This is a genomic window from Stenotrophomonas sp. STEN033 (assembly GCF_056856655.1).
In genome coordinates this window covers 1-18,625 of sequence record NZ_JBXFWM010000005.1, presented here as the reverse complement: position 1 = coordinate 18,625, position 18,625 = coordinate 1, and the positions used below count along the sequence as shown (strand labels likewise).

At 64.7% G+C, this 18,625-nt stretch carries 15 protein-coding genes; 12 read left to right on the top strand and 3 right to left on the bottom strand.

What is annotated here, in order from left to right:
- Nucleotides 1-160: 160 nt before the first annotated feature.
- Nucleotides 161-1,993 (bottom strand): glutamine--fructose-6-phosphate transaminase (isomerizing), encoded by a 1,833-nt coding sequence (glmS, locus tag AC1VXC_RS03070; RefSeq protein ID WP_481539295.1) that lies wholly within the window; start codon nt 1,991-1,993, stop codon nt 161-163.
- Between the two features lie 215 nt (nt 1,994-2,208).
- On the opposite strand from glmS, the gene AC1VXC_RS03065 reads away from it, so the two are divergent.
- From AC1VXC_RS03065 to AC1VXC_RS03015, 11 genes are all read left to right on the top strand, one after another.
- Entirely contained in the window at nt 2,209-3,477 is a 1,269-nt protein-coding gene (locus AC1VXC_RS03065; RefSeq protein ID WP_313173318.1) for an efflux RND transporter periplasmic adaptor subunit, read from the top strand.
- Nucleotides 3,478-3,670: 193 nt separating this feature from the next.
- Nucleotides 3,671-4,396 (top strand): ABC transporter ATP-binding protein, encoded by a 726-nt coding sequence (locus AC1VXC_RS03060; RefSeq protein ID WP_313173319.1) that lies wholly within the window; start codon nt 3,671-3,673, stop codon nt 4,394-4,396.
- Nucleotides 4,397-4,410: 14 nt separating this feature from the next.
- The gene (locus tag AC1VXC_RS03055) at nt 4,411-5,736 is read left to right on the top strand and encodes an ABC transporter permease (RefSeq protein ID WP_481539298.1); all 1,326 of its coding nucleotides are present in this window, start codon (nt 4,411-4,413) and stop codon (nt 5,734-5,736) included.
- Nucleotides 5,737-5,739: 3 nt separating this feature from the next.
- Complete coding sequence (locus AC1VXC_RS03050) at nt 5,740-6,963, top strand: ABC transporter permease (RefSeq protein WP_313173321.1); 1,224 nt, start codon at nt 5,740-5,742, stop codon at nt 6,961-6,963.
- Nucleotides 6,964-6,980: 17 nt separating this feature from the next.
- Entirely contained in the window at nt 6,981-8,285 is a 1,305-nt protein-coding gene (locus AC1VXC_RS03045) for an ABC transporter permease (protein ID WP_313173322.1), read from the top strand.
- Nucleotides 8,286-8,468: 183 nt separating this feature from the next.
- Complete coding sequence (locus AC1VXC_RS03040; RefSeq protein ID WP_313173323.1) at nt 8,469-9,692, top strand: ABC transporter permease; 1,224 nt, start codon at nt 8,469-8,471, stop codon at nt 9,690-9,692.
- A gap of 22 nt (nt 9,693-9,714) precedes the next feature.
- Nucleotides 9,715-11,025 (top strand): ABC transporter permease, encoded by a 1,311-nt coding sequence (locus AC1VXC_RS03035; RefSeq protein ID WP_481539294.1) that lies wholly within the window; start codon nt 9,715-9,717, stop codon nt 11,023-11,025.
- Nucleotides 11,026-11,086: 61 nt separating this feature from the next.
- Nucleotides 11,087-12,307 (top strand): ABC transporter permease, encoded by a 1,221-nt coding sequence (locus AC1VXC_RS03030; RefSeq protein ID WP_481539293.1) that lies wholly within the window; start codon nt 11,087-11,089, stop codon nt 12,305-12,307.
- A gap of 30 nt (nt 12,308-12,337) precedes the next feature.
- The gene (locus AC1VXC_RS03025; protein WP_481539292.1) at nt 12,338-12,820 is read left to right on the top strand and encodes a nuclear transport factor 2 family protein; all 483 of its coding nucleotides are present in this window, start codon (nt 12,338-12,340) and stop codon (nt 12,818-12,820) included.
- Nucleotides 12,821-13,005: 185 nt separating this feature from the next.
- The gene (locus tag AC1VXC_RS03020) at nt 13,006-14,343 is read left to right on the top strand and encodes a sigma-54-dependent transcriptional regulator (RefSeq protein WP_313173327.1); all 1,338 of its coding nucleotides are present in this window, start codon (nt 13,006-13,008) and stop codon (nt 14,341-14,343) included.
- 10 nt (nt 14,344-14,353) lie between these two features.
- Complete coding sequence (locus AC1VXC_RS03015; protein ID WP_313173328.1) at nt 14,354-15,706, top strand: sensor histidine kinase; 1,353 nt, start codon at nt 14,354-14,356, stop codon at nt 15,704-15,706.
- A 270-nt stretch (nt 15,707-15,976) separates the two neighbouring features.
- On the opposite strand, the gene AC1VXC_RS03010 is transcribed toward AC1VXC_RS03015, so the two are convergent.
- Together AC1VXC_RS03010 and glmU are read right to left on the bottom strand one after the other, a co-directional pair.
- Nucleotides 15,977-16,471: a GNAT family N-acetyltransferase gene (locus AC1VXC_RS03010; protein WP_481539986.1), complete on the bottom strand. Its 495-nt coding sequence runs from the start codon at nt 16,469-16,471 to the stop codon at nt 15,977-15,979.
- Between the two features lie 7 nt (nt 16,472-16,478).
- Nucleotides 16,479-17,846: a bifunctional UDP-N-acetylglucosamine diphosphorylase/glucosamine-1-phosphate N-acetyltransferase GlmU gene (gene glmU / locus AC1VXC_RS03005; protein ID WP_313173330.1), complete on the bottom strand. Its 1,368-nt coding sequence runs from the start codon at nt 17,844-17,846 to the stop codon at nt 16,479-16,481.
- Nucleotides 17,847-17,927: 81 nt separating this feature from the next.
- Between glmU and AC1VXC_RS03000 the strand changes: the two genes are divergently transcribed.
- Nucleotides 17,928-18,311, top strand: a complete 384-nt coding sequence (locus tag AC1VXC_RS03000) for a GtrA family protein (protein WP_313173331.1) — start codon at nt 17,928-17,930, stop codon at nt 18,309-18,311.
- Nucleotides 18,312-18,625 lie beyond the last annotated feature (314 nt).

The window sequence follows — 18,625 nt, the reverse complement described above, 5'->3', positions numbered from 1 at the left end:
ACTGTGAACCGAATCCGGAGCGCCGTCTGTAGGGGCCATCCGGACACCTCAAAAAGCAAAAGCCCGGCACTGGGCCGGGCTTCGAGCAACATCGGGGGAGAGAGAACCGGGCTGCTGGGGACGATTATCCGCAGCCCGGGTTACATCTACGTGACAGATATCACTCCACGGTAACGCTCTTGGCCAGGTTGCGCGGCTTGTCCACATCGGTGCCGCGGGCCAGTGCCGTGTGGTAGGCCAGCATCTGCACCGGGATGGTGTGGACGATGGCGCTGAGCACGCCGGCATGGCGCGGCGTGCGGATCACGTGCACGCCCTCAGAGGCGTTGAAGTTGCTGTCCTGGTCGGTGAACACGAACAGCTCACCGCCGCGCGCACGCACTTCCTGCATGTTGGACTTCACCTTTTCCAGCAGGCTGTCGTTGGGGGCGATCACCACCACCGGCATTTCCGCGTCCACCAGTGCCAACGGGCCATGCTTGAGCTCGCCGGCCGGATAAGCCTCGGCGTGGATATAGGAGATTTCCTTGAGCTTGAGCGCGCCTTCCAGGGCGATCGGATAATGCAGGCCGCGGCCAAGGAACAGCGCGTTCGACTTGCCGGCGAAACGCTCGGCCCAGGCGATGATCTGCGGCTCCAGGTTCAAGGCGTGCTGTACGCTGCCCGGCAGGTGCCGCAGCTGCTCCAGGTAGCCCGCTTCCTGCTCGGCATCAACCTTGCCGTGCAGCTTGCCCAGTACCACGGTCAGCTGGAACAGCGCTGCCAGCTGGGTGGTGAAGGCCTTGGTCGAGGCCACGCCGATCTCGGCACCGGCGCGGGTGTAGCAGACCAGTTCGCTGGCACGCGGAATCGCGCTTTCCGGCACGTTGCAGATTGACAGCGTATGCGTGTGGCCAAGCGACTTCGCGTACTTCAGCGCTTCCATCGTGTCCAGGGTTTCGCCGGACTGGGAGATGGTGACGATCAGGTGCCTGGGGTTGGCATAGGCGGCGCGGTAGCGGTATTCGCTGGCGATTTCCACGCTGCACGGCAGGCCGGCGATGGCCTCGATCCAGTAACGCGCGGTCAGGCCAGCGTAGTAGCTGGTGCCGCAGGCCAGGATCTGCACGCCTTCGATGTCCTTGAACACCGCTTCGGCATTCTTGCCGAACAGCGCTGCCGGGAAACCACCCGCATCAATCGCCGCCTCGATGGTGTCGGCCAGCGCGCGCGGCTGCTCGTGGATCTCCTTCTGCATGAAGTGGCGGTACGGGCCCAGCTCCAGCGAAGCCAGCGACACGTCCGACATGCGCTGCTCGCGCTGCGCCGGGGCGTTGTTGGCGTCGAACACGCGCACGCCCTGACGGGTCAGTTCGGCGGTGTCGCCCTCTTCCAGGAACATCACCCGGCGGGTGGCCTGCAGGATGGCCGATACGTCCGAGGCGACGAAGTTCTCGCCATCGCCCAGGCCAACCAGCAGCGGGCAGCCCATGCGTGCCACCACCATGCGTCCGGGTTCGTTCTCACTGATCACTGCCAATGCGTAGGCACCGGTCAATTCCTTGACCGTGCGCTGCAGGGCGCTGAGCAGGTCATCGTGATCGGCCTTGAGGTGATGGTGGATCAGGTGGGCGATGACTTCGGTATCGGTCTGCGACTCGAATACATAGCCCAGCGCCAGCAGCTTCTCGCGCTGCTCCTCGTGATTCTCGATGATGCCGTTGTGCACCAGCGCCACGCCGTGGCTGATATGCGGATGGGCATTGGATTCGGTGACGCCACCGTGGGTGGCCCAGCGGGTATGGCCGATGCCCAGCACCGAATGGAACTGTTCGGCGATGGCCGCACCTTCCATTTCAGCGACACGGCCGGTGCGGCGCACGCGGCGGATGTGCTCGCCATCGAGCACGGCGATGCCCGAGGAATCGTAGCCGCGGTATTCCAGCCGCTTGAGTCCTTCAATCAGTACCGGAACCACATCGCGATCCGCGATCGCCCCAACAATCCCGCACATAGCCTACCCATTGGTAATTACGAGCGGACATTCTAAGTCAGCCGGATCAGACAACCAGCGGACATGCCGGGACATCGGCACCCGGACACTGTCCGGGTGAGCGTCCGCGGACACCCGGACACTCACAACGGTGAATATTTTCCAAACAAATTCAATCATTTGGAGTTGGCACGCGACCTGCTTAATGGATAACAAACCCAGCAGCGAAGCCGACGATGATCCGCGACACCTCCGCCCAGGACCAGGTAAGTACCCAGCGCCCGCAACCCGTGTGGCGGCGTTACATGTGGCCGGCGGTGATCACCGCGGTGGTGGTGGCCGGCATTGGCTACGTGGTCAGCAACTGGCTGGGCGCCAGCCGCTCCTTCGACGGTGACCGCCTGCGCATTGCCGAGGTCAAGCGCGGCGACCTGGTCCGCGACATCGCTGCCGATGGCCGCGTCATCGCCGCCAACAGCCCGGTGCTGTACGCCATCTCCGCCGGCACCGTGACCCTGAAGGTGGTCGCCGGTGACGTGGTCAAGCAGGGCCAGGAGCTGGCGGTGATCGACAGCCCGGAACTGCGCAGCAAGCTGGCCCAGGAACAGGCCACCCTGGCCGGCCTGGAGGCCGAAGCCAGCCGCGCCGCACTGGATGCCACCCTGGCCCGCGCCACCGGCGCCAAGCTGTCCGACCAGGCCGGCCTGGTGCGCACCGCTGCCGAACGCGACCTGCAACGCTACCAGCGCGGCTTCGATGGCGGCGCGGTACCGCAGGTCGACCTGGCCAAGGCCCAGGACGAACTGAAGAAAGCCCAGATCGAACTGCAGCACGCCCAGCAGGACGCCAGCCTGCAAAGCCAGGGCGCAAGCCTGGACGCGCGCAACAAGCGCTTGATGGCGGATCGCCAGGAGGCGGTGGTGGCTGAAGTGAAGCGTCAGGTGGATGCGCTGACCCTGCGCGCCCCCTTCGATGGCCAGGTCGGCCAGGTGCAGGCGACCCAGCACACCCAGGTGGCCGCCAACGCACCGATCCTGGGCGTGGTCGATCTGTCGCGCTTCGAGATCGAAATCAAGGTGCCGGAAAGCTTCGCCCGTGACCTCGCCCTCGGCATGCCGGCCCAACTGACCAGCGGCTCCGGCCAGCCGTTCCCGGGCGAGATCGCCGCGGTGTCGCCGGAAGTGGTGAACGGTGAAGTCGTCGCCCGCCTGCGCTTCTCCGACAAGCAGCCGCCGGGCCTGCGCCAGAGCCAGCGGATGAGCGCACGCATCCTGCTGGACACCCGCAACAACGTGCTCAAGGTCGAGCGTGGTCCGTTCGTCGAGCAGTCCGGTGGTCGCTACGCCTATGTGGTCAGCGGCGGCACCGCGGTGCGTCGTCCGATCCAGACCGGCGTCAGCAGCCTGGGCGAAGTCGAGATCGTCTCCGGCCTGCAGCCGGGCGAGAAGATCGTTGTCTCCGGTGCGGATCTGTTCGGTGACATCGAACGCGTGTCGATCAATTGATAGGGGCCGGGAATGGGGATTCGGGAATCGTGATGGGAAACAGCTGCAGGCGTCCGGGTTGTCGTGAACCCTGCCGTCCACGCTGTAACCCTCGAATTCCCGCCCCCATCGCCGGACCTGGCTACACCCATTCAAACGCAGTCCCAGCACACCGCTCCACCCACCACATTCCCCGTCGCTGAAAGGAATACCCATGCTCCATATGCAATCCGTCTCCAAGGTCTTCCGCACCGAGCAGGTCGAAACCCATGCGCTGCGTTCGCTGGACCTGCATGTGCGCGAAGGCGAATTCGTCGCGGTCACCGGCCCCTCGGGCTCGGGCAAGACCACCTTCCTCAACATCGCCGGGCTGCTGGAAACCTTCACCAGCGGCCAGTACCTGCTGGATGGCCAGGACGTCAGCCATCTCGGTGACGACGCCCGCTCGCGCCTGCGCAACCAGAAGATCGGCTTCATCTTCCAGGGCTTCAACCTGATCCCCGACCTCAACCTGTTCGACAACGTCGATGTGCCGCTGCGCTACCGTGGCATGCCCTCGGCCGAGCGCAAGCAGCGCATCGAGAAGGCATTGACCGACGTCGGCCTGGGCTCGCGCATGAAGCACTATCCGGCTGAACTGTCCGGCGGCCAGCAGCAGCGTGCGGCCATCGCCCGCGCCCTGGCTGGCAGCCCGCGCCTGCTGCTGGCTGACGAACCGACCGGCAACCTGGATACGCAGATGGCACGTGGCGTCATGGAGCTGCTGGAAGAGATCAACAGCCAGGGCACCACCATCGTCATGGTCACCCATGATCCGGAACTGGCCGCACGCGCCCAGCGCAACGTGCACATCGTCGATGGCCAGGCCACCGACCTGATCCGCGAGCCGGTGCTGGCACACGCCGCCCGCATCGCCGCCGTTGCCGACAACCAGGGCTGATCCCGCGCATGTCGCTGTTCGCCTACCACCTCCGCCAAGGCCTGCGCAGCCTGCGCCGCACCCCCGTGCTGACCGCACTGATGGTGCTGTCGATTGCGATGGGCATCGGCGCGTCGATGACCACGCTGACGGTGAAGCACCTGCTCTCGGGCGATCCACTGCCCGGGCGCAGTGGGCAGATCTATTACCCGCAGGTGGATGCATCGACGCGCGGCGAGCGGGCGCGGCGCGAGCCATTGGACATGCTCGACTACACCTCGGCGACCGACCTGTGGCGTGATGGTCCAGCCGATCGCAAGGCTTTGGTGGTGGACAGCCCCGTCAAGTTATCCGCTCCCGGTAGCCAAGAGCCGGCGATGATGACCACGTTGCTGTCCACCACCGCCGATTTCTTCCCGATGTTCCAGGTGCCGATGGCCTACGGCGCCGGCTGGTCGGCCGAGGATGACCAGCGCCGCGCCCGCGTGGCGGTGATTTCCTCGGAGTTGAACCAGCGCCTGTTCGACGGCAAGGACAGCACCGGCAAGATGCTGCGCATCCGCGACAGCGAAGTACGCATCATCGGCGTGCTCGCGCCGTGGCGCCCCTCGCCCCTGTTCTACACCGTGGCGGGCGGGCGCTTCGCGCAGGGCGACACCGCCGACTACTACCGGCAGGTCGAAGACGTAATGGTTCCGTTCTTCACCGGTCTGCAGATCAACGCCGGCAACTTCCGCCAGTTCACCTGCAACAAGCTGCCCGAGAAACCCGGCTACCTGGAAAACACCGATTGCGTGTGGCTGCAGCTATGGGTGCAACTGGACAGCGCCGCAAAGCTTGCTGCCTACCAACAACACCTGCAGGCCTATGTGCAGCAGCAACAGCAGCTGGGCCGCATCAGCCAGCCCGAGCTGACGCGCCTGCGCAGCCTGATGGAGTGGATGGACTACAACGGCGTGGTGCCGCGTGACGTCAAGCTGCAGGCATGGATGGCCCTGGCCTTCCTGGTCATCTGCCTGTTCAACACGATCGGTCTGCTGCTGGCCAAGTTCCTGCGCCGCACCGGCGAGATCGGTGTCCTGCGTGCACTCGGCGCGACCCGCGCGATGGTATTCCAGCAGTGCCTTATCGAGGCCGCACTGATCGGCGTTGGCGGCGCGGTGCTGGGCCTGCTGTTCACCCTGGTCGGCTTGTGGAGCATCCGCCAGCAGCCACTGGCCTACGCCGACATGGTGCAGCTGGACATGAGCATGCTTGGCCTCACCTTCGCCACCGCGGTGACCACCACCGTCCTTGCTGGACTGCTGCCGGCGCTGCGCGCCGCGCGCATCGATCCGGCCCTGCAGATCAAGGCGCTGTAAGCGATGACCCTGGATATCAAACCCATCATCAGCACGCTGTCGCGGCATCGCATCGCCGCCAGCCTGATCGTGCTCGAAATCGCACTGGCCTGCGCGGTGCTGTGCAATGCCCTGTTCCTGGCCGCGTCGCGGATGGAGCTGATCGGCATGAACAGCGGCGTCGACGAGGCGTCCATCGCGACACTGAGCCTGCTCGACTGTGACGCCTGCAAAGAGGTGGACGTGAACAGCCGCTGGTTGCAGCAGCTTCGTGGCCAGGCCGGCGTGCAGGCGGTGGGCGTCCTCAACGCCGTACCGTTTGGCCAGCGCGCCGGCACCGCCGGTGTCTCGCTGGATCCGGAAGGCAAGCACCATGGTGGCGTGCCGCATTTCTACCTGATGGACGCAGGTGCCATCGATGCCTTGCAGCTGAAGCCAGTACAGGGCCGCATGTTCAGCGATGCCGACTACCAGCCGGTGGAGAACTTCCTGCCGGCGCACGCGCAGGTCTGGATCACCCAGGCCTTTGCCAGGCATCTGTGGCCGGGCCAGGACCCGCTGGGCAAACAATTGTGGATGGGCGACTACCAGCTCACCGTGGCCGGTGTACTGGCACATTTCTCGCGGCCGGACCCAGGCCGCAGCGAGAACGGCCTGGCTGGCATGGAGTGGTCGGTGATCGTGCCGGTGACCACCGATGCGCAGGCCGGCACCTATGTGATGCGCGCCAACCCGCGCGACCTGCAGCGCATCGTCAGCGACGCCGTCGCCGCCGCGCCCAAGGTCACCCCGGAGGCGATCATCTCCGCCGACTACAGCAAGCCGCTGCAGGAACTGCGCGAGGTCTACTTCCAGCAGGATCGCAGCATGACCCGACTGCTGCTGGGCATCTGCCTGGTGATGTTGCTGGTCACCGCGCTGGGCATCATCGGCCTGGCCAGCTTCTGGGTGCAGCAGCGCACCAAGCAGATCGGCGTGCGCCGTGCCCTGGGTGCGACCCGCCGCCAGATCATCAGCTACTTCCAGACCGAGAACCTGCTGTTGACCAGCGCAGGCATCGTGCTCGGCATGCTGCTGGCCTACACCGGCAACCAGTTGTTGATGCATTACTTCGAAATTCCCCGGCTGCCGCTGTACTACCTGCCGCTGGGTGCCGTACTGCTGTGCTTGCTGGGCCAGGCCGCCGTCATCGGCCCTGCCCTGCGCGCCGCTTCCATCCCGCCCATCGTCGCCACGCGCAGCGCCTGAGCTGCCAAGGATCGTCCATGTTCAGTTACTACTTCAAACTTGCGCTGCGCAGCTTCGGCCGCAACAAGATCCTGACCGCACTGATGGTGTTGGCCATCGCGCTCGGCATCGGTGCGGCGATGACCACCTTGACGGTGTTCAAGGTGCTCTCCGGCGACCCGATCCCGCACAAGAGCGATCGCTTGTTCTATGTGCAGCTGGATCCCTACACCAAGGAAGGCTACAAAGCCGGTGAAGAACCTGAGTCGCAGTTGACCCGCTTCGACGCCGAAGAACTGCTGCGGCAGAAGAAAGCACCGCGCCAGGCGATGATGACCGGCGGTGGTGGCATCGTCGATCCGCGTATCGACGCGCTGAAGCCTTTCAGCATCAGCATGCGCTACACCTCGGCCGACTTCTTCCCGATGTTCGATACGCCGTTCGCGTTCGGCCAGGGTTGGACCGGTGACGAGGACCAGGGCCGCAGCCGCGTGGCGGTGATCAGCGATACCCTGAATGACAAGTTGTTCAAGGGCGAAAACAGCGTTGGCAAGGAAGTGCTGGTCGAAGGCAATGCCATGCGCATCGTCGGCGTCCTGAAGGAATGGAAGCCGGCACCGAAGTTCTACGACCTGTACTCGGGCAAGTTCGACTCCGAGGAAGACGTCTACCTGCCCTTCAGCACGGCACTGGATCTGAAGCTGGGCCGCAATGGCAACATGAACTGCTTCGGTCGCGAGTTGGTCAACGACGCCACCGCGCCGAATGTGCCGTGCTCGTGGATCCAATATTGGGTCGAGCTGAATTCGCCTGGTGATGCCAAGGATTTCAAGGCTTACCTGGACAACTACTCCGAGCAGCAGCGCGCCGCTGGTCGCTTCGAACGCCCGGCCAATACCCGCCTGCGCGACGTCATGGAGCTGATGGAACACCGCAATGCCGTACCGGGCGACGTGCGCCTGCAGATGTGGCTGGCCTTCGGCTTCCTGCTGGTCTGCCTGGTCAATACCGTGGGCCTGTTGTTGGCCAAGTTCCTGCGCCGCAGCGGCGAGATCGGCGTGCGTCGTGCATTGGGTGCCAGCCGCGCCGAGATCTTCAAGCAGTGCCTGATCGAGGCCGGCACGATTGGTTTGGCCGGCGGCCTGCTCGGTCTGGTATTCGCTCTGTTCGGCCTATGGGCGGTGCGCCAGCGGCCGGCCGACTACGCCTCACTTGCACATCTGGATGGCTCGATGCTGCTGGTCACCTTCGCCCTGGCGGTGCTGGCCAGCATGCTCGCCGGCATCCTGCCTGCCTGGCGCGCCATGCAGGTGGCCCCGGCACTGCAACTCAAGAGCCAGTGAAGCAGGAACGAGTGAAGAGGAGTGAGAAATGAGAGAAATCCAGATCGCACCTCCCCTTCACCACGTTTGCGGACGCCCTCATAGAGGCAGTGCGTTCGGCTGAGACAGGGAAGCATGTTTGCCGCTTCCCCTTTTCACTCCTCACTCCTCTTCACTCACTTCTCGCTTCCTTGGAGATACCTCATGGAAATCCGTCCCATCCTCTCCACGCTGTCGCGGCACAAAACAGCTGCCGCACTGATCGTGCTGGAGATCGCGCTGAGCTGCGCCATCATCTGCAATGCGCTGTTCATCGTGTCGCAGCGCATCGACGCCATGCAGCTGGCCAGCGGCATAGATGACAGCCACCTGATCGAGATCGGCCTGAGCGGTATCGGTGAACAGGTTGATGCCGATGCCCGCACAGCCGAGGACCTTGCCTCGCTGCGCGGCATCCCAGGCGTCGAAAGCGTAACCATCGTCAACCAGCTGCCGTTCCAGGGCGGCTCCTGGAACACCTCGTTGGCCATCTCCCCCGAGCCGGACGCACAATCGATCAATGGCGCGCAGTACATGGTTGGCGAAAACGCGGTCAAGACCCTGGGCCTGAAGCTGATCGCTGGTCGTGATTTCAATGCCGACGAGTACCAGAGCAGCGATGTGCTGGAGAAGGTGGAAGACCTGGGCAAGCTGAAAGCACCAGCCATTCTCACCGAAGCAATGGCAAAGCAGTTCTTCCCGGACGGCAATGCGGTTGGCAAGACCTTGTACATGGCCAACATCCCGGTCACCGTGATTGGCGTGGCACAGACCCTGCTGCGTCCGAACATGCAGGACAACAACCGCACCCACTCGCTCATCTTCCCGATCCGCATGAACTTCTCCAACGGCGGCCGCTACATCCTGCGCGTCACCGAGCAGGGACGCCGTGACGAGGTGCTGAAGCAGGCATTGGCGACGCTGGACAAGAACGATCCCAACCGCCTGGTCTGGACCAAGCAGACCGTTGAGGAGAAGCGTGCCAAGAACTTCGCCAACGACCGCGACATGATCGGCCTGTTGCTGATCGTCAGTGGCCTGCTGTTGCTGGTGACCGCGCTGGGCATCATCGGCCTGGCCAGCTTCTGGGTGCAGCAGCGCACCAAGCAGATCGGTATCCGTCGTGCACTGGGTGCCACCCGCGCGCAGATCCTGCGCTACTTCCAGACCGAGAACTTCCTGCTGGCCGGCATCGGCATCGTGGTCGGCATGTTGCTGGCCTACCTGCTCAACCAGTGGCTGATGGGTCGCTACGAGCTGCCGCGCCTGCCGCTGCTGTACCTGCCGGTGGGCGCGGTACTGCTGTGGCTGTTGGGCCAGATCGCAGTGTTCGGCCCGGCCCGCAAGGCAGCATCGATTCCACCGGCAGTGGCCACACGCAGCACCTGATACGTCAGCTCAAGGAAGGGACATGTTCGGCTATTACCTGCAATTGGCGTGGCGCGGCTTCGGCCGCAACAAGGTGTTGACCACCTTGATGGTGCTGACCATTGCTGTCGGCATCGGCGCGACCATGACCACCCTTGGCCTGTACTTCGTCTTGTCAGGGGATCCAATTCCACGCAAGAGCCAGCAGCTGTTCTACCCGCAGCTGGAACCGCGCAGCCTGGGCAAGGACGCCACGCTGGAATCGGACCCGCTGGAGCAGATGACCCGCTATGACGCCGAGGAGTTGCTGCGACAGGAGCGCGCTGACCGCCAGGCAGTGATGACGGCCGGCTCGGTGACGGTGCTGCCCACCGGCAGCGCCGCCCAGCCGTTCCGGGCAATGGCACGCTACACCTCGGCGGACTTCTTCCCGATGTTCGAGGTGCCGCTGGCGGCCGGCAACGCATGGAGTGCGGCCGAGGATGACAGCCGTGCGCTGGTGGCGGTCATCGACCGCAAACTGGCGCAGCGGCTGTATGGAAGCGAGGACGCCATCGGCAAAGAACTGCGTCTGCCACAGGGCGTGTTCCGCGTGGTCGGGCTGCTCGGCAGCTGGAAGCCCACACCGCGCTTCTACGACCTGACCAGTCAGCGCTATGGCGGTGACGAGCAGGTGCTGCTGCCGTTCTCCAGCTCGCGCGCACTGAAGCTGGACACCCAGGGCAGCATGAACTGCTGGGGCAGCAGCGATGACGGCGACGGCAACCGCGGCCTGACTGCGCCCTGTGCCTGGCTGCAGTACTGGGTGGAGCTGGACACGCCGCAGAAGGCAGGCGATTACCTGAAGTACCTGGCCGACTATTCCGATACGCAGCGCGCCAGCGGGCGCTTCGAACGTCCCACCAACGTGCGCCTGCACAACGTGATGGGCTGGCTGGACTTCAACCGCATCGTGCCCAACGACGTGCGTCTGCAGATGTGGCTGGCCTTCGGCTTCCTGCTGGTCTGCCTGATCAACACCGTCAGCCTGTTGCTGGCCAAGTTCCTGCGCCGCAGCGGCGAGATCGGTGTACGCCGATCGCTGGGCGCTTCACGCGCGGACATCTTCAAGCAATGCCTCACCGAAGCCGGTTTGATCGGGCTTGCTGGCGGCGTGCTGGGGCTTGGTTTTGCCGCGATGGGCCTGTGGCTGATCCGCCAGCAACCGGACGAGTACGCAAAGCTGGCGCAGATGGATGTCACCACCCTGTGGATGACCTTCGTGCTGGCAGTGGGCGTGAGCCTGGTCGCCGGGCTGCTGCCGGCCTGGCGGGCCATGCAGATTCCCTCCGCACTACAGCTCAAGAGCCAATGACGCGGTGGCATTGAATCCACCCCGTCAGCAACGGCAGCTTGCGCCGCCACGGAGAACCCCCTTGAACATCCGCCCGACCCTGTCGATGCTGTCCCGCCAGAAGATTGCCGCACTGCTGGTCGTGTTCGAGATCGCGATCAGCTGCGCCATCATCTGCAACGCGGTCTTCATCATCAGCAACCGCGTTGCACAGCTACAGCTGAAAAGCGGCGTGGCCGAGGACGAGCTGGTCTACCTGGCCACCAGCAGCCTGCTGCCGGACGTCAACTACGATGCGCTGCGCAAGCAGGACCTGGCCGCACTTGCCGCCGTCCCCGGCGTGAAGGCAGCCAGCAGCATCAACCAGATCCCGTATGGCAGCAATGTCTGGGGCTCGGGCATACGCCTGCAGCCGAACCAGACACGTCCGACGGTACATGCCACCAATTACATGGACGACGGCCAGTTGCTGCCGACGTTTGGCCTGCAACTGCGCGAAGGCCGCAGTTTCACGCCGGACGAGTACCTGGAGAACAGTGCCTTCACTGCGGGCGGCTCCACCAGCCCGGCGGTACCGAGCGTGCTGTTGAGCCATTCCCTGGCCAAATCCTTGTTTCCCTTTGGCAACGCGGTGGGTAGCAACATCTATGTCTGGGGCAGCAAGCCGACCCAGGTAGTTGGTATCGTCGACGATCTGATGGCACCCGGCGAAGCTGGCGAGTTCAGCAGCCGCTTCGACAGCATGGTGTTCCCGGTCCGCGTCTCCAACGGTGCCTATGCACTGCGTACCCGCCCCGAGCAGCGCGAGGCCGTGCTGAAGGCCGCCATCGCCGCGTTGAACAAGGCCGATCCCAACCGCATCATCGAGGAGCAGGGCACCGTGTCGCACATGCGTGACGCCTTCCAGCACCGTGATCGCTCGGTGATCTGGCTGTTGCTTGCGGTCTGCATCGCGCTGCTGGCGGTTACTGCCTTCGGCATCGTCGGCCTTGCCAGCTTCTGGGTGCAGCAGCGCACGCGCCAGATCGGCATCCGCCGCGCCCTCGGTGCAACCCGCAAGCACATCCTGCGCAATTTCCAGCTTGAGAACCTGCTGCTGAGCAGTGCCGGCATCTTCGTGGGGCTGATCCTGGCCTATGCACTGAACATGTTCCTGATGAGCCGGTACGAACTGCCACGCCTGCCGCTGGTGTATCTGCCGGTGGCAGCGGTGCTGTTGCTGCTGCTGGGGCAGATCGCCGTGCTTGGGCCCGCGCGTCGCGCAGCGGCCGTGCCACCGGCGGTCGCCACCCGCGCTGCCTGATCCTCTTCCACTGTTTCCCGGAGTCGCCCGATGAAAACCAAGCTGACCTGCCTGCTGCTGACGCTCTGTTCGCTGCCGATGGTCCCCGCGCACGCCGCTGATGCGGACAATGCCAGCCTGCACGACACCATCGCTGAACTCGACCACGGCATGTTCGACAGCTTCAACCGCTGCAGCGATCCGGCCCAGTTCGAGAAGCATGCCGGCTATTTCGACACGGCGGTCGAGTTCTACCACGACAACGGTGGTGTCACCTGGACCCGCGAGGCCATGCTGGCGAACACCCGCAAGCATGTCTGCGGCAACTACACCCGGCAGTTGCTGCCCGCCACGCTGGAGGTATTCCCGATCAAGGATTTCGGCGCGATCGAACAAGGCCAGCACCAATTCTGCGATCTGAAGGGCGAACACTGTGATGGCGTGGCCGACTTCGTCATCGTCTGGCGCCTGCGTGATGGTCAGTGGCAGGCGACGCGGGTGTTGAGCTACGCGCACCGCGCGGCGACTCCATGAACTACAGACCGGTGCAGGGCAGCACAGACGCCCCCACAAGGACGACGCAACGAGCGGCTCACCGCGTGGCACTCCTGGACCTCGACAGGGCACTTTCACAACTCCCGCCCAACCCGTTCGGCAACGTGTAATGTGCTGACTTCAGCGCCCGCGCTGCGTCCCTTCATCTTCTTCTGCGACAACCGATGCCACAGATCCTGATCATCGACGACAACACCGCCGTGGCCACCGCGCTGGACGTGCTGTTCTCCCTGCACGATATCGACACCCGCCATGCCACCTCGCCGGACCAGGGCCTGGCGATGCTGGCTGAACATGAATTCGATCTGGTCCTGCAGGACATGAACTTCACCGCCGACACCACCTCCGGCGAGGAAGGCCAGGATCTGTTCCGCCGTATCCGCCAGGCGCATCCGGACCTGCCGGTGATCCTGCTGACCGCCTGGACGCACCTGGACAGCGCGGTGGAACTGGTCAAGGCCGGTGCCTCCGACTACCTGGCCAAACCCTGGGACGACGGTCGCCTGCTGACCACGGTCAACAACCTGCTGGAACTGGCCGAGGCGCGCCGTGAGTTGGCCCGTCGCCGTGCCCGCGAGCAGCGCCAGCAACAGGCCCTGCACGATCGCTATGATCTGCGCGGGCTGGTATTCGCCGACCCGTCCAGCGAGCGCATCATCGCCCTCGCCTGCCAGGTCGCGCGCTCGGAACTGCCGGTGCTGATCACCGGCCCCAACGGCGCCGGCAAGGAAAAGATCGCCGAAATCATCCAGGCCAATTCCGCGCACAAGAAGGGCCCATTCGTCGCACTGAACTGCGGCGCCATTCCCTCCGAGCTGATCGAAGCCGAACTGTTCGGTACCGAAGCCGGCGCCTATACCGGTGCCAACAAGGCCCGCGAAGGCAAGTTCGAGGCGGCCGATGGCGGCACCTTGTTCCTGGACGAAATCGGCAACCTGTCGCTGACCGGGCAGATGAAACTGCTGCGCGTGCTGGAGACCGGACGCTTCGAGCGGCTGGGCTCCAACCGCGAGCGGCAGGTGAAGGTACGCGTGGTCAGCGCCACCAATGCCGACCTGCCGGCGATGATCCGTGCGGGCAGCTTCCGCGAAGATCTCTACTACCGGCTCAATACGGTCGAGCTGAGCCTGCCGCCGCTGGCTGAGCGCCGCGAGGACATCCTGCCACTGGCGCAGTACTTCCTCGCCGACGGCAAGCCGCTGTCGGCACCGGCATTGCAGGCGCTGCAGCGCCACAACTGGCCGGGCAACGTGCGCGAGCTGCGCAATGTGATCCAGCGCGCCGCCCTGCTCGCGCAGGGCCCGCGTATCGAAGTCGCCGACCTCAACCTGCCGCGTGCGCCCGCAAGGCCCACTGCAGCCGCTGACGAGCCTGACCGCGAGCACATCGTCAGCGCATTGGAACGTGCCGGCGGCGTCATCGCCCAGGCCGCCGCCGAGCTCGGCCTGAGCCGACAGGCGCTGTACCGGCGCATGGATCGCCACGGCATTCCGCGCGAGTGAGCACACACCCGTGATAACCCGCTCCTTCACCTTCACCCTGTTCCTGCGCCTGCTGCCAGTGCTGGCGCTCGCAGCGGCCTTGCCGTGGTTCCTGGCGTACTGGATGGACCGCGGCTGGGTGGTGGTATGCGTTTCCACCGTGTTCCTGCTCGCTGCGATGTGGTGGGCGTTGAGACGCGCCACCGCGCCGATCCGCTCGCTGCTGCGGGCGCTGGCCGGTACCACCAGCAGTTATCGCGACGGCGAGTTCAACTTCGGCGTGCATTGGCGCGGCCATGACGAATTCGCACAGCTGGTGCAGGCCCATGCCGAGCTGGGTGATGTGCTGCGCGAGCAGCGGCAATCGCTGGTTCAGCGCGAGCTGCTGCTCGACACCATGGTGCAGAACACGCCGGTGGCGATGCTGCTGCTCACCGATGGTGGCGATGGCGTACAGCGTGTGACCTTCTCCAACACTGCGGCACGCAAGCTGCTGCACGGTGGCTGGAAGCTTGAAGGCCAGCGCATGCACGAGTTGCTGGAGAACATGCCGATCGAGCTGCGCAATGCCATCGCCCGTGGCGGTGACAGCCTGTTCGCCGTGCGCGATCCAGACGCAGCCGAGGACGATGACGACGACGAGCAGATCTACCACCTGTCGCGTCGCGCCTTCCATTTGAACGGGCGGCCCCACGAGCTGCTGCTGCTGCGCCTGCTCACCGCCGAGCTGCGCCGCCAGGAAGTGCAGACCTGGAAAAAAGTGATTCGGGTGATCAGCCACGAGCTCAACAACTCACTGGCACCGATTGCCTCGCTGGCGCATTCCGGTGCCGAGCTGGTACGGCGCGGCCGCCATGATCGCCTTGAAGATATCTTCGGCACGGTGGAAGAACGCGCGCGTCACCTGGAAGGTTTCATCCGCGGCTACGCACGCTTCGCCAAGCTGCCGCAGCCGCAGCTGCAGACCGTTGCCTGGAGCCAGTTCCTGCATGGCCTGCAGCAGCAGATCAGCTTCCGCATGGCGCCGATGGTCGACGAACAATACAGCCGGCTGGATCAATCACAGTTCTCACAAGCACTGCTGAACCTGCTGAAGAATGCGCACGAAGCGGGCGCCGACAATGGTGCGCCGGACGATTCGGTGGAGGTGCGCATCGCGCGACTGCCCAACTGGCTGCGCATCGAGGTATTGGATCGCGGCACCGGCATGAACGAGGCGGTGCTGCAGAACGCATTGATGCCGTTCTATTCAACCAAGCGCAACGGCACCGGATTGGGTTTGGCATTGACCCGCGAGATCATCGAAGCCCACGGCGGCCGCATCTCCCTGCAGAACCGCAAGGATGGCGGCCTGTGCGTGGCGATCCTGCTGCCACATGACTAAGCGAGTATGGTTGGGTTTGCGCTTGTGGGAGCGGCGTAAGCCGCGAAGCTGATACCGCATCAGCGACCACACTAGCGGTTGATCTGAAAATATCCTGGCTTCGCGGCTTACGCCGCTCCTACAAATTGGCGGGGTCATGGAGAATGTTCTGCCGAGCATGGCTCGGCACTACGCCCCCTCCCTTTGGCTGCAGGGGAGGGGTTGGCTTTACCGCTTCTGATCTTGCATCGGCTTCGCGGCTTACGCCGCTCCCACAAAAACGCTTGGCACTCACTCCAACGTTCGCCGCATTGCCAGACGCAGCTCCATTGGAAAACCTGCCGCCGCCTCCGCCGCCATCACCTCGCGCATGCCCGTGCTCCATGCGTGCGCTGGCCATTCACTGAAACCCTCGCTGGCATAGAAGGGCGCATTCCAGGCCACGTCGCTCAAGGTGGTGAGCACCGCCCGGCGATGTCCGGACGCCCTCGCCTGCTGCAACGCGTGCCGCAGCAAGGCACGGCCGAGGCCCTTGCGGCCATGCGCCGGTGCCACGTCCATCTGCTGGATATGGAAATCCTCGCCCAGCACACCTGCCATCAGGTAGCCGGCCAGCGCGTCCTCACTGACAACTACCCACAGCATTCCGTGCTGCCAGGCCTGTTCAAACAACGCCGGCTCAGTCGGGCTTGCAGCAAACACTGCCGCTGCGCGATGCCCGCGCAGGCGTTCACCCGCCTGCGCTTCGATCAGCGGCAGCAGCGCGAGTTCATCGCGCCGCGCCAACCTCGGCTCAGGATTTCTTGACAGGGCGCACCCAGCCTTCGATCGTCTGCTGGCGGGTGCGTGCCACCGTCAGCTTGCCTTCCGGCGCATTGCGGGTGATCACCGAACCGGCACCAATGGTGGCGCCATCGGCAATGGTCAGCGGCGCCACCAGCGAGCTGTTGGAGCCGATGAATACCTTGTCGCCTATCGTGGTCTGGAACTTGTTCACGCCATCGTAGTTGCAGGTGATGGTGCCGGCACCGATATTGGTGCCGCTGCCGATCACAGCATCACCGAGGTAGGTGAGGTGGTTGGCCTTGCTGCCCTTGCCCAGCGTCACCTTCTTGGTTTCCACGAAGTTGCCCACGTGCACGCCATCGGCCAGCACCGTGCCCGGGCGCAGCCGCGCGAACGGACCGATCTGTGCGGCACCTTCGCTGACAACGCCTTCCAGATCACAGTGCGGACGCACTTCGGTGCCCGCGCCAAGCTTGACGTCCTTGAGCCGCACGAAGGCACCGATGCTGACACCATCGCCCAACTCGACCTCGCCTTCCAGGATGACGTTGGCATCGATCTGTACATCGCGACCAACCTTCACCGTACCGCGTTGATCAAAGCGCGAAGGGTCCAGCAGACGCGCGCCCTGCTCGCACAGTGCCTTGGCCGCGCGCAGCTGCCAGGCGCGCTCCAGCTGCGACAGCTGCCACGGATCATTCGCGCCTTCGGCTTCCTGCGCGTCGGCAACCAGCACCAGCTCGGCCGGCGCGTACTCGCTGGCGGCGGAGGCAAACACATCGGTCAGGTAGTACTCGCCCTGCGCGTTGCTATTGGACAGGCCGGACAGCCAGCGGCGCAGCGCGGTGGATTCGGCGGTGATGATGCCGGTGTTCACGGTGCGGATCCGCTTCTGCTCGTCGTTGGCATCCTTCTGCTCGACGATGGCCGCGACCTTGCCCTCGGCATCGCGGACGATACGGCCATACCCCGAGGGGTCGTCCAGCTCGGCCACCAGCACCGCCAGGCGGGGGCCGTTCTCCAACAAGGCAGCCAGGGTCTGCGCGCGCATCAACGGCACATCGCCGTACAGCACCAGCACCTGCGCCGTGTCCGGCACCTGTGGCATCGCCTGCAGGACTGCATGGCCGGTACCCAGCTGCTGGCTCTGTTCGGCCCACAGCAGGTCCTGCTGGTCGTCGAAGGCGGCACGCACGGCTTCACCGCCGTGGCCGTAGACCACGTGGATGCCGGCCGGCTGCAGTTCGCGTGCGGTGGCAATCACGTGCGCCAGCATCGGTTGCCCGGCGATGGGTTGCAGCACCTTGGGCAACAGCGATTTCATGCGCTTGCCGGCGCCGGCGGCGAGGATGATGACGTGCAGCGGCTGGGTCATGCGTGGAACTTCCTTCGAGAGTCTCGGGATTCTAAGCGCATGGGGTTAGCATTGCAGGCCGTCCATCAAGCCTGCGCAACCATGAGCCTGCTCCGCCAAGGCAGCCAGTACATCGCCATTGGCCTGCTGCAGCTTGCGCTGGATTGGGCCGTATTCGTCGCCGCCACCGCCTTGGGAGTGCCGGTGGCGCCGGGCAACCTGTTGGGGCGGGTCAGTGGCGCGCTGCTCGGCTTCTGGCTCAACGGACGCTACACCTTCGCCGCACAGGGCGAGCAACGTCACGGCTGGAAACGCTTCGCGCGCTTTCTGGTCTTGTGGTTGCTGCTGACCGCCATCAGCACCGGGCTGATCGATTGGGTGGCACAGTCGTTGGGCCTGCAATACGCCTGGTTGGCCAAGCCGGTGGTCGAGGTCAGCCTGGCTGGCCTGAGCTTCGTTCTGTTGCGGCATGTGGTGTACCGCTGACTCGACCAACAGTGCGGTAGTGCCGAGCCATGCTCGGCAGGGGGCATCCCCAGCCAGAAGCACCCCTCCCCAGCCCTCCCCTTCGCTGCGCGAAAGGGAGGGGGTAGTGCCGAGCCATGCTCGGCAGGGGGCATTCCCAGCCAAGAGCACCCCTCCCCAACCCTCCCCTTCGCTGCGCGAAAGGGAGGGAGCGTAGTGCCGAGCCATGCTCGGCAGGGGCATTCCCAGCCAGAAGCACCCCTCCCCAGCCCTCCCCTTCGCTGCGCGAAAGGGAGGGGGTAGTGCCGAGCCATGCTCGGCAGGGGGCATTCCCA

Coding starts and splice junctions, on each gene's coding strand:
- glmS (WP_481539295.1), bottom strand. CDS start 1,993: ATGTGCGGGATTGTTGGGGCGATCGCGGATCGCGATGTGGTTCCGGTA.
- AC1VXC_RS03065 (WP_313173318.1), top strand. CDS start 2,209: ATGATCCGCGACACCTCCGCCCAGGACCAGGTAAGTACCCAGCGCCCG.
- AC1VXC_RS03060 (WP_313173319.1), top strand. CDS start 3,671: ATGCTCCATATGCAATCCGTCTCCAAGGTCTTCCGCACCGAGCAGGTC.
- AC1VXC_RS03050 (WP_313173321.1), top strand. CDS start 5,740: ATGACCCTGGATATCAAACCCATCATCAGCACGCTGTCGCGGCATCGC.
- AC1VXC_RS03045 (WP_313173322.1), top strand. CDS start 6,981: ATGTTCAGTTACTACTTCAAACTTGCGCTGCGCAGCTTCGGCCGCAAC.
- AC1VXC_RS03040 (WP_313173323.1), top strand. CDS start 8,469: ATGGAAATCCGTCCCATCCTCTCCACGCTGTCGCGGCACAAAACAGCT.
- AC1VXC_RS03035 (WP_481539294.1), top strand. CDS start 9,715: ATGTTCGGCTATTACCTGCAATTGGCGTGGCGCGGCTTCGGCCGCAAC.
- AC1VXC_RS03025 (WP_481539292.1), top strand. CDS start 12,338: ATGAAAACCAAGCTGACCTGCCTGCTGCTGACGCTCTGTTCGCTGCCG.
- AC1VXC_RS03020 (WP_313173327.1), top strand. CDS start 13,006: ATGCCACAGATCCTGATCATCGACGACAACACCGCCGTGGCCACCGCG.
- glmU (WP_313173330.1), bottom strand. CDS start 17,846: ATGACCCAGCCGCTGCACGTCATCATCCTCGCCGCCGGCGCCGGCAAG.
- AC1VXC_RS03000 (WP_313173331.1), top strand. CDS start 17,928: ATGAGCCTGCTCCGCCAAGGCAGCCAGTACATCGCCATTGGCCTGCTG.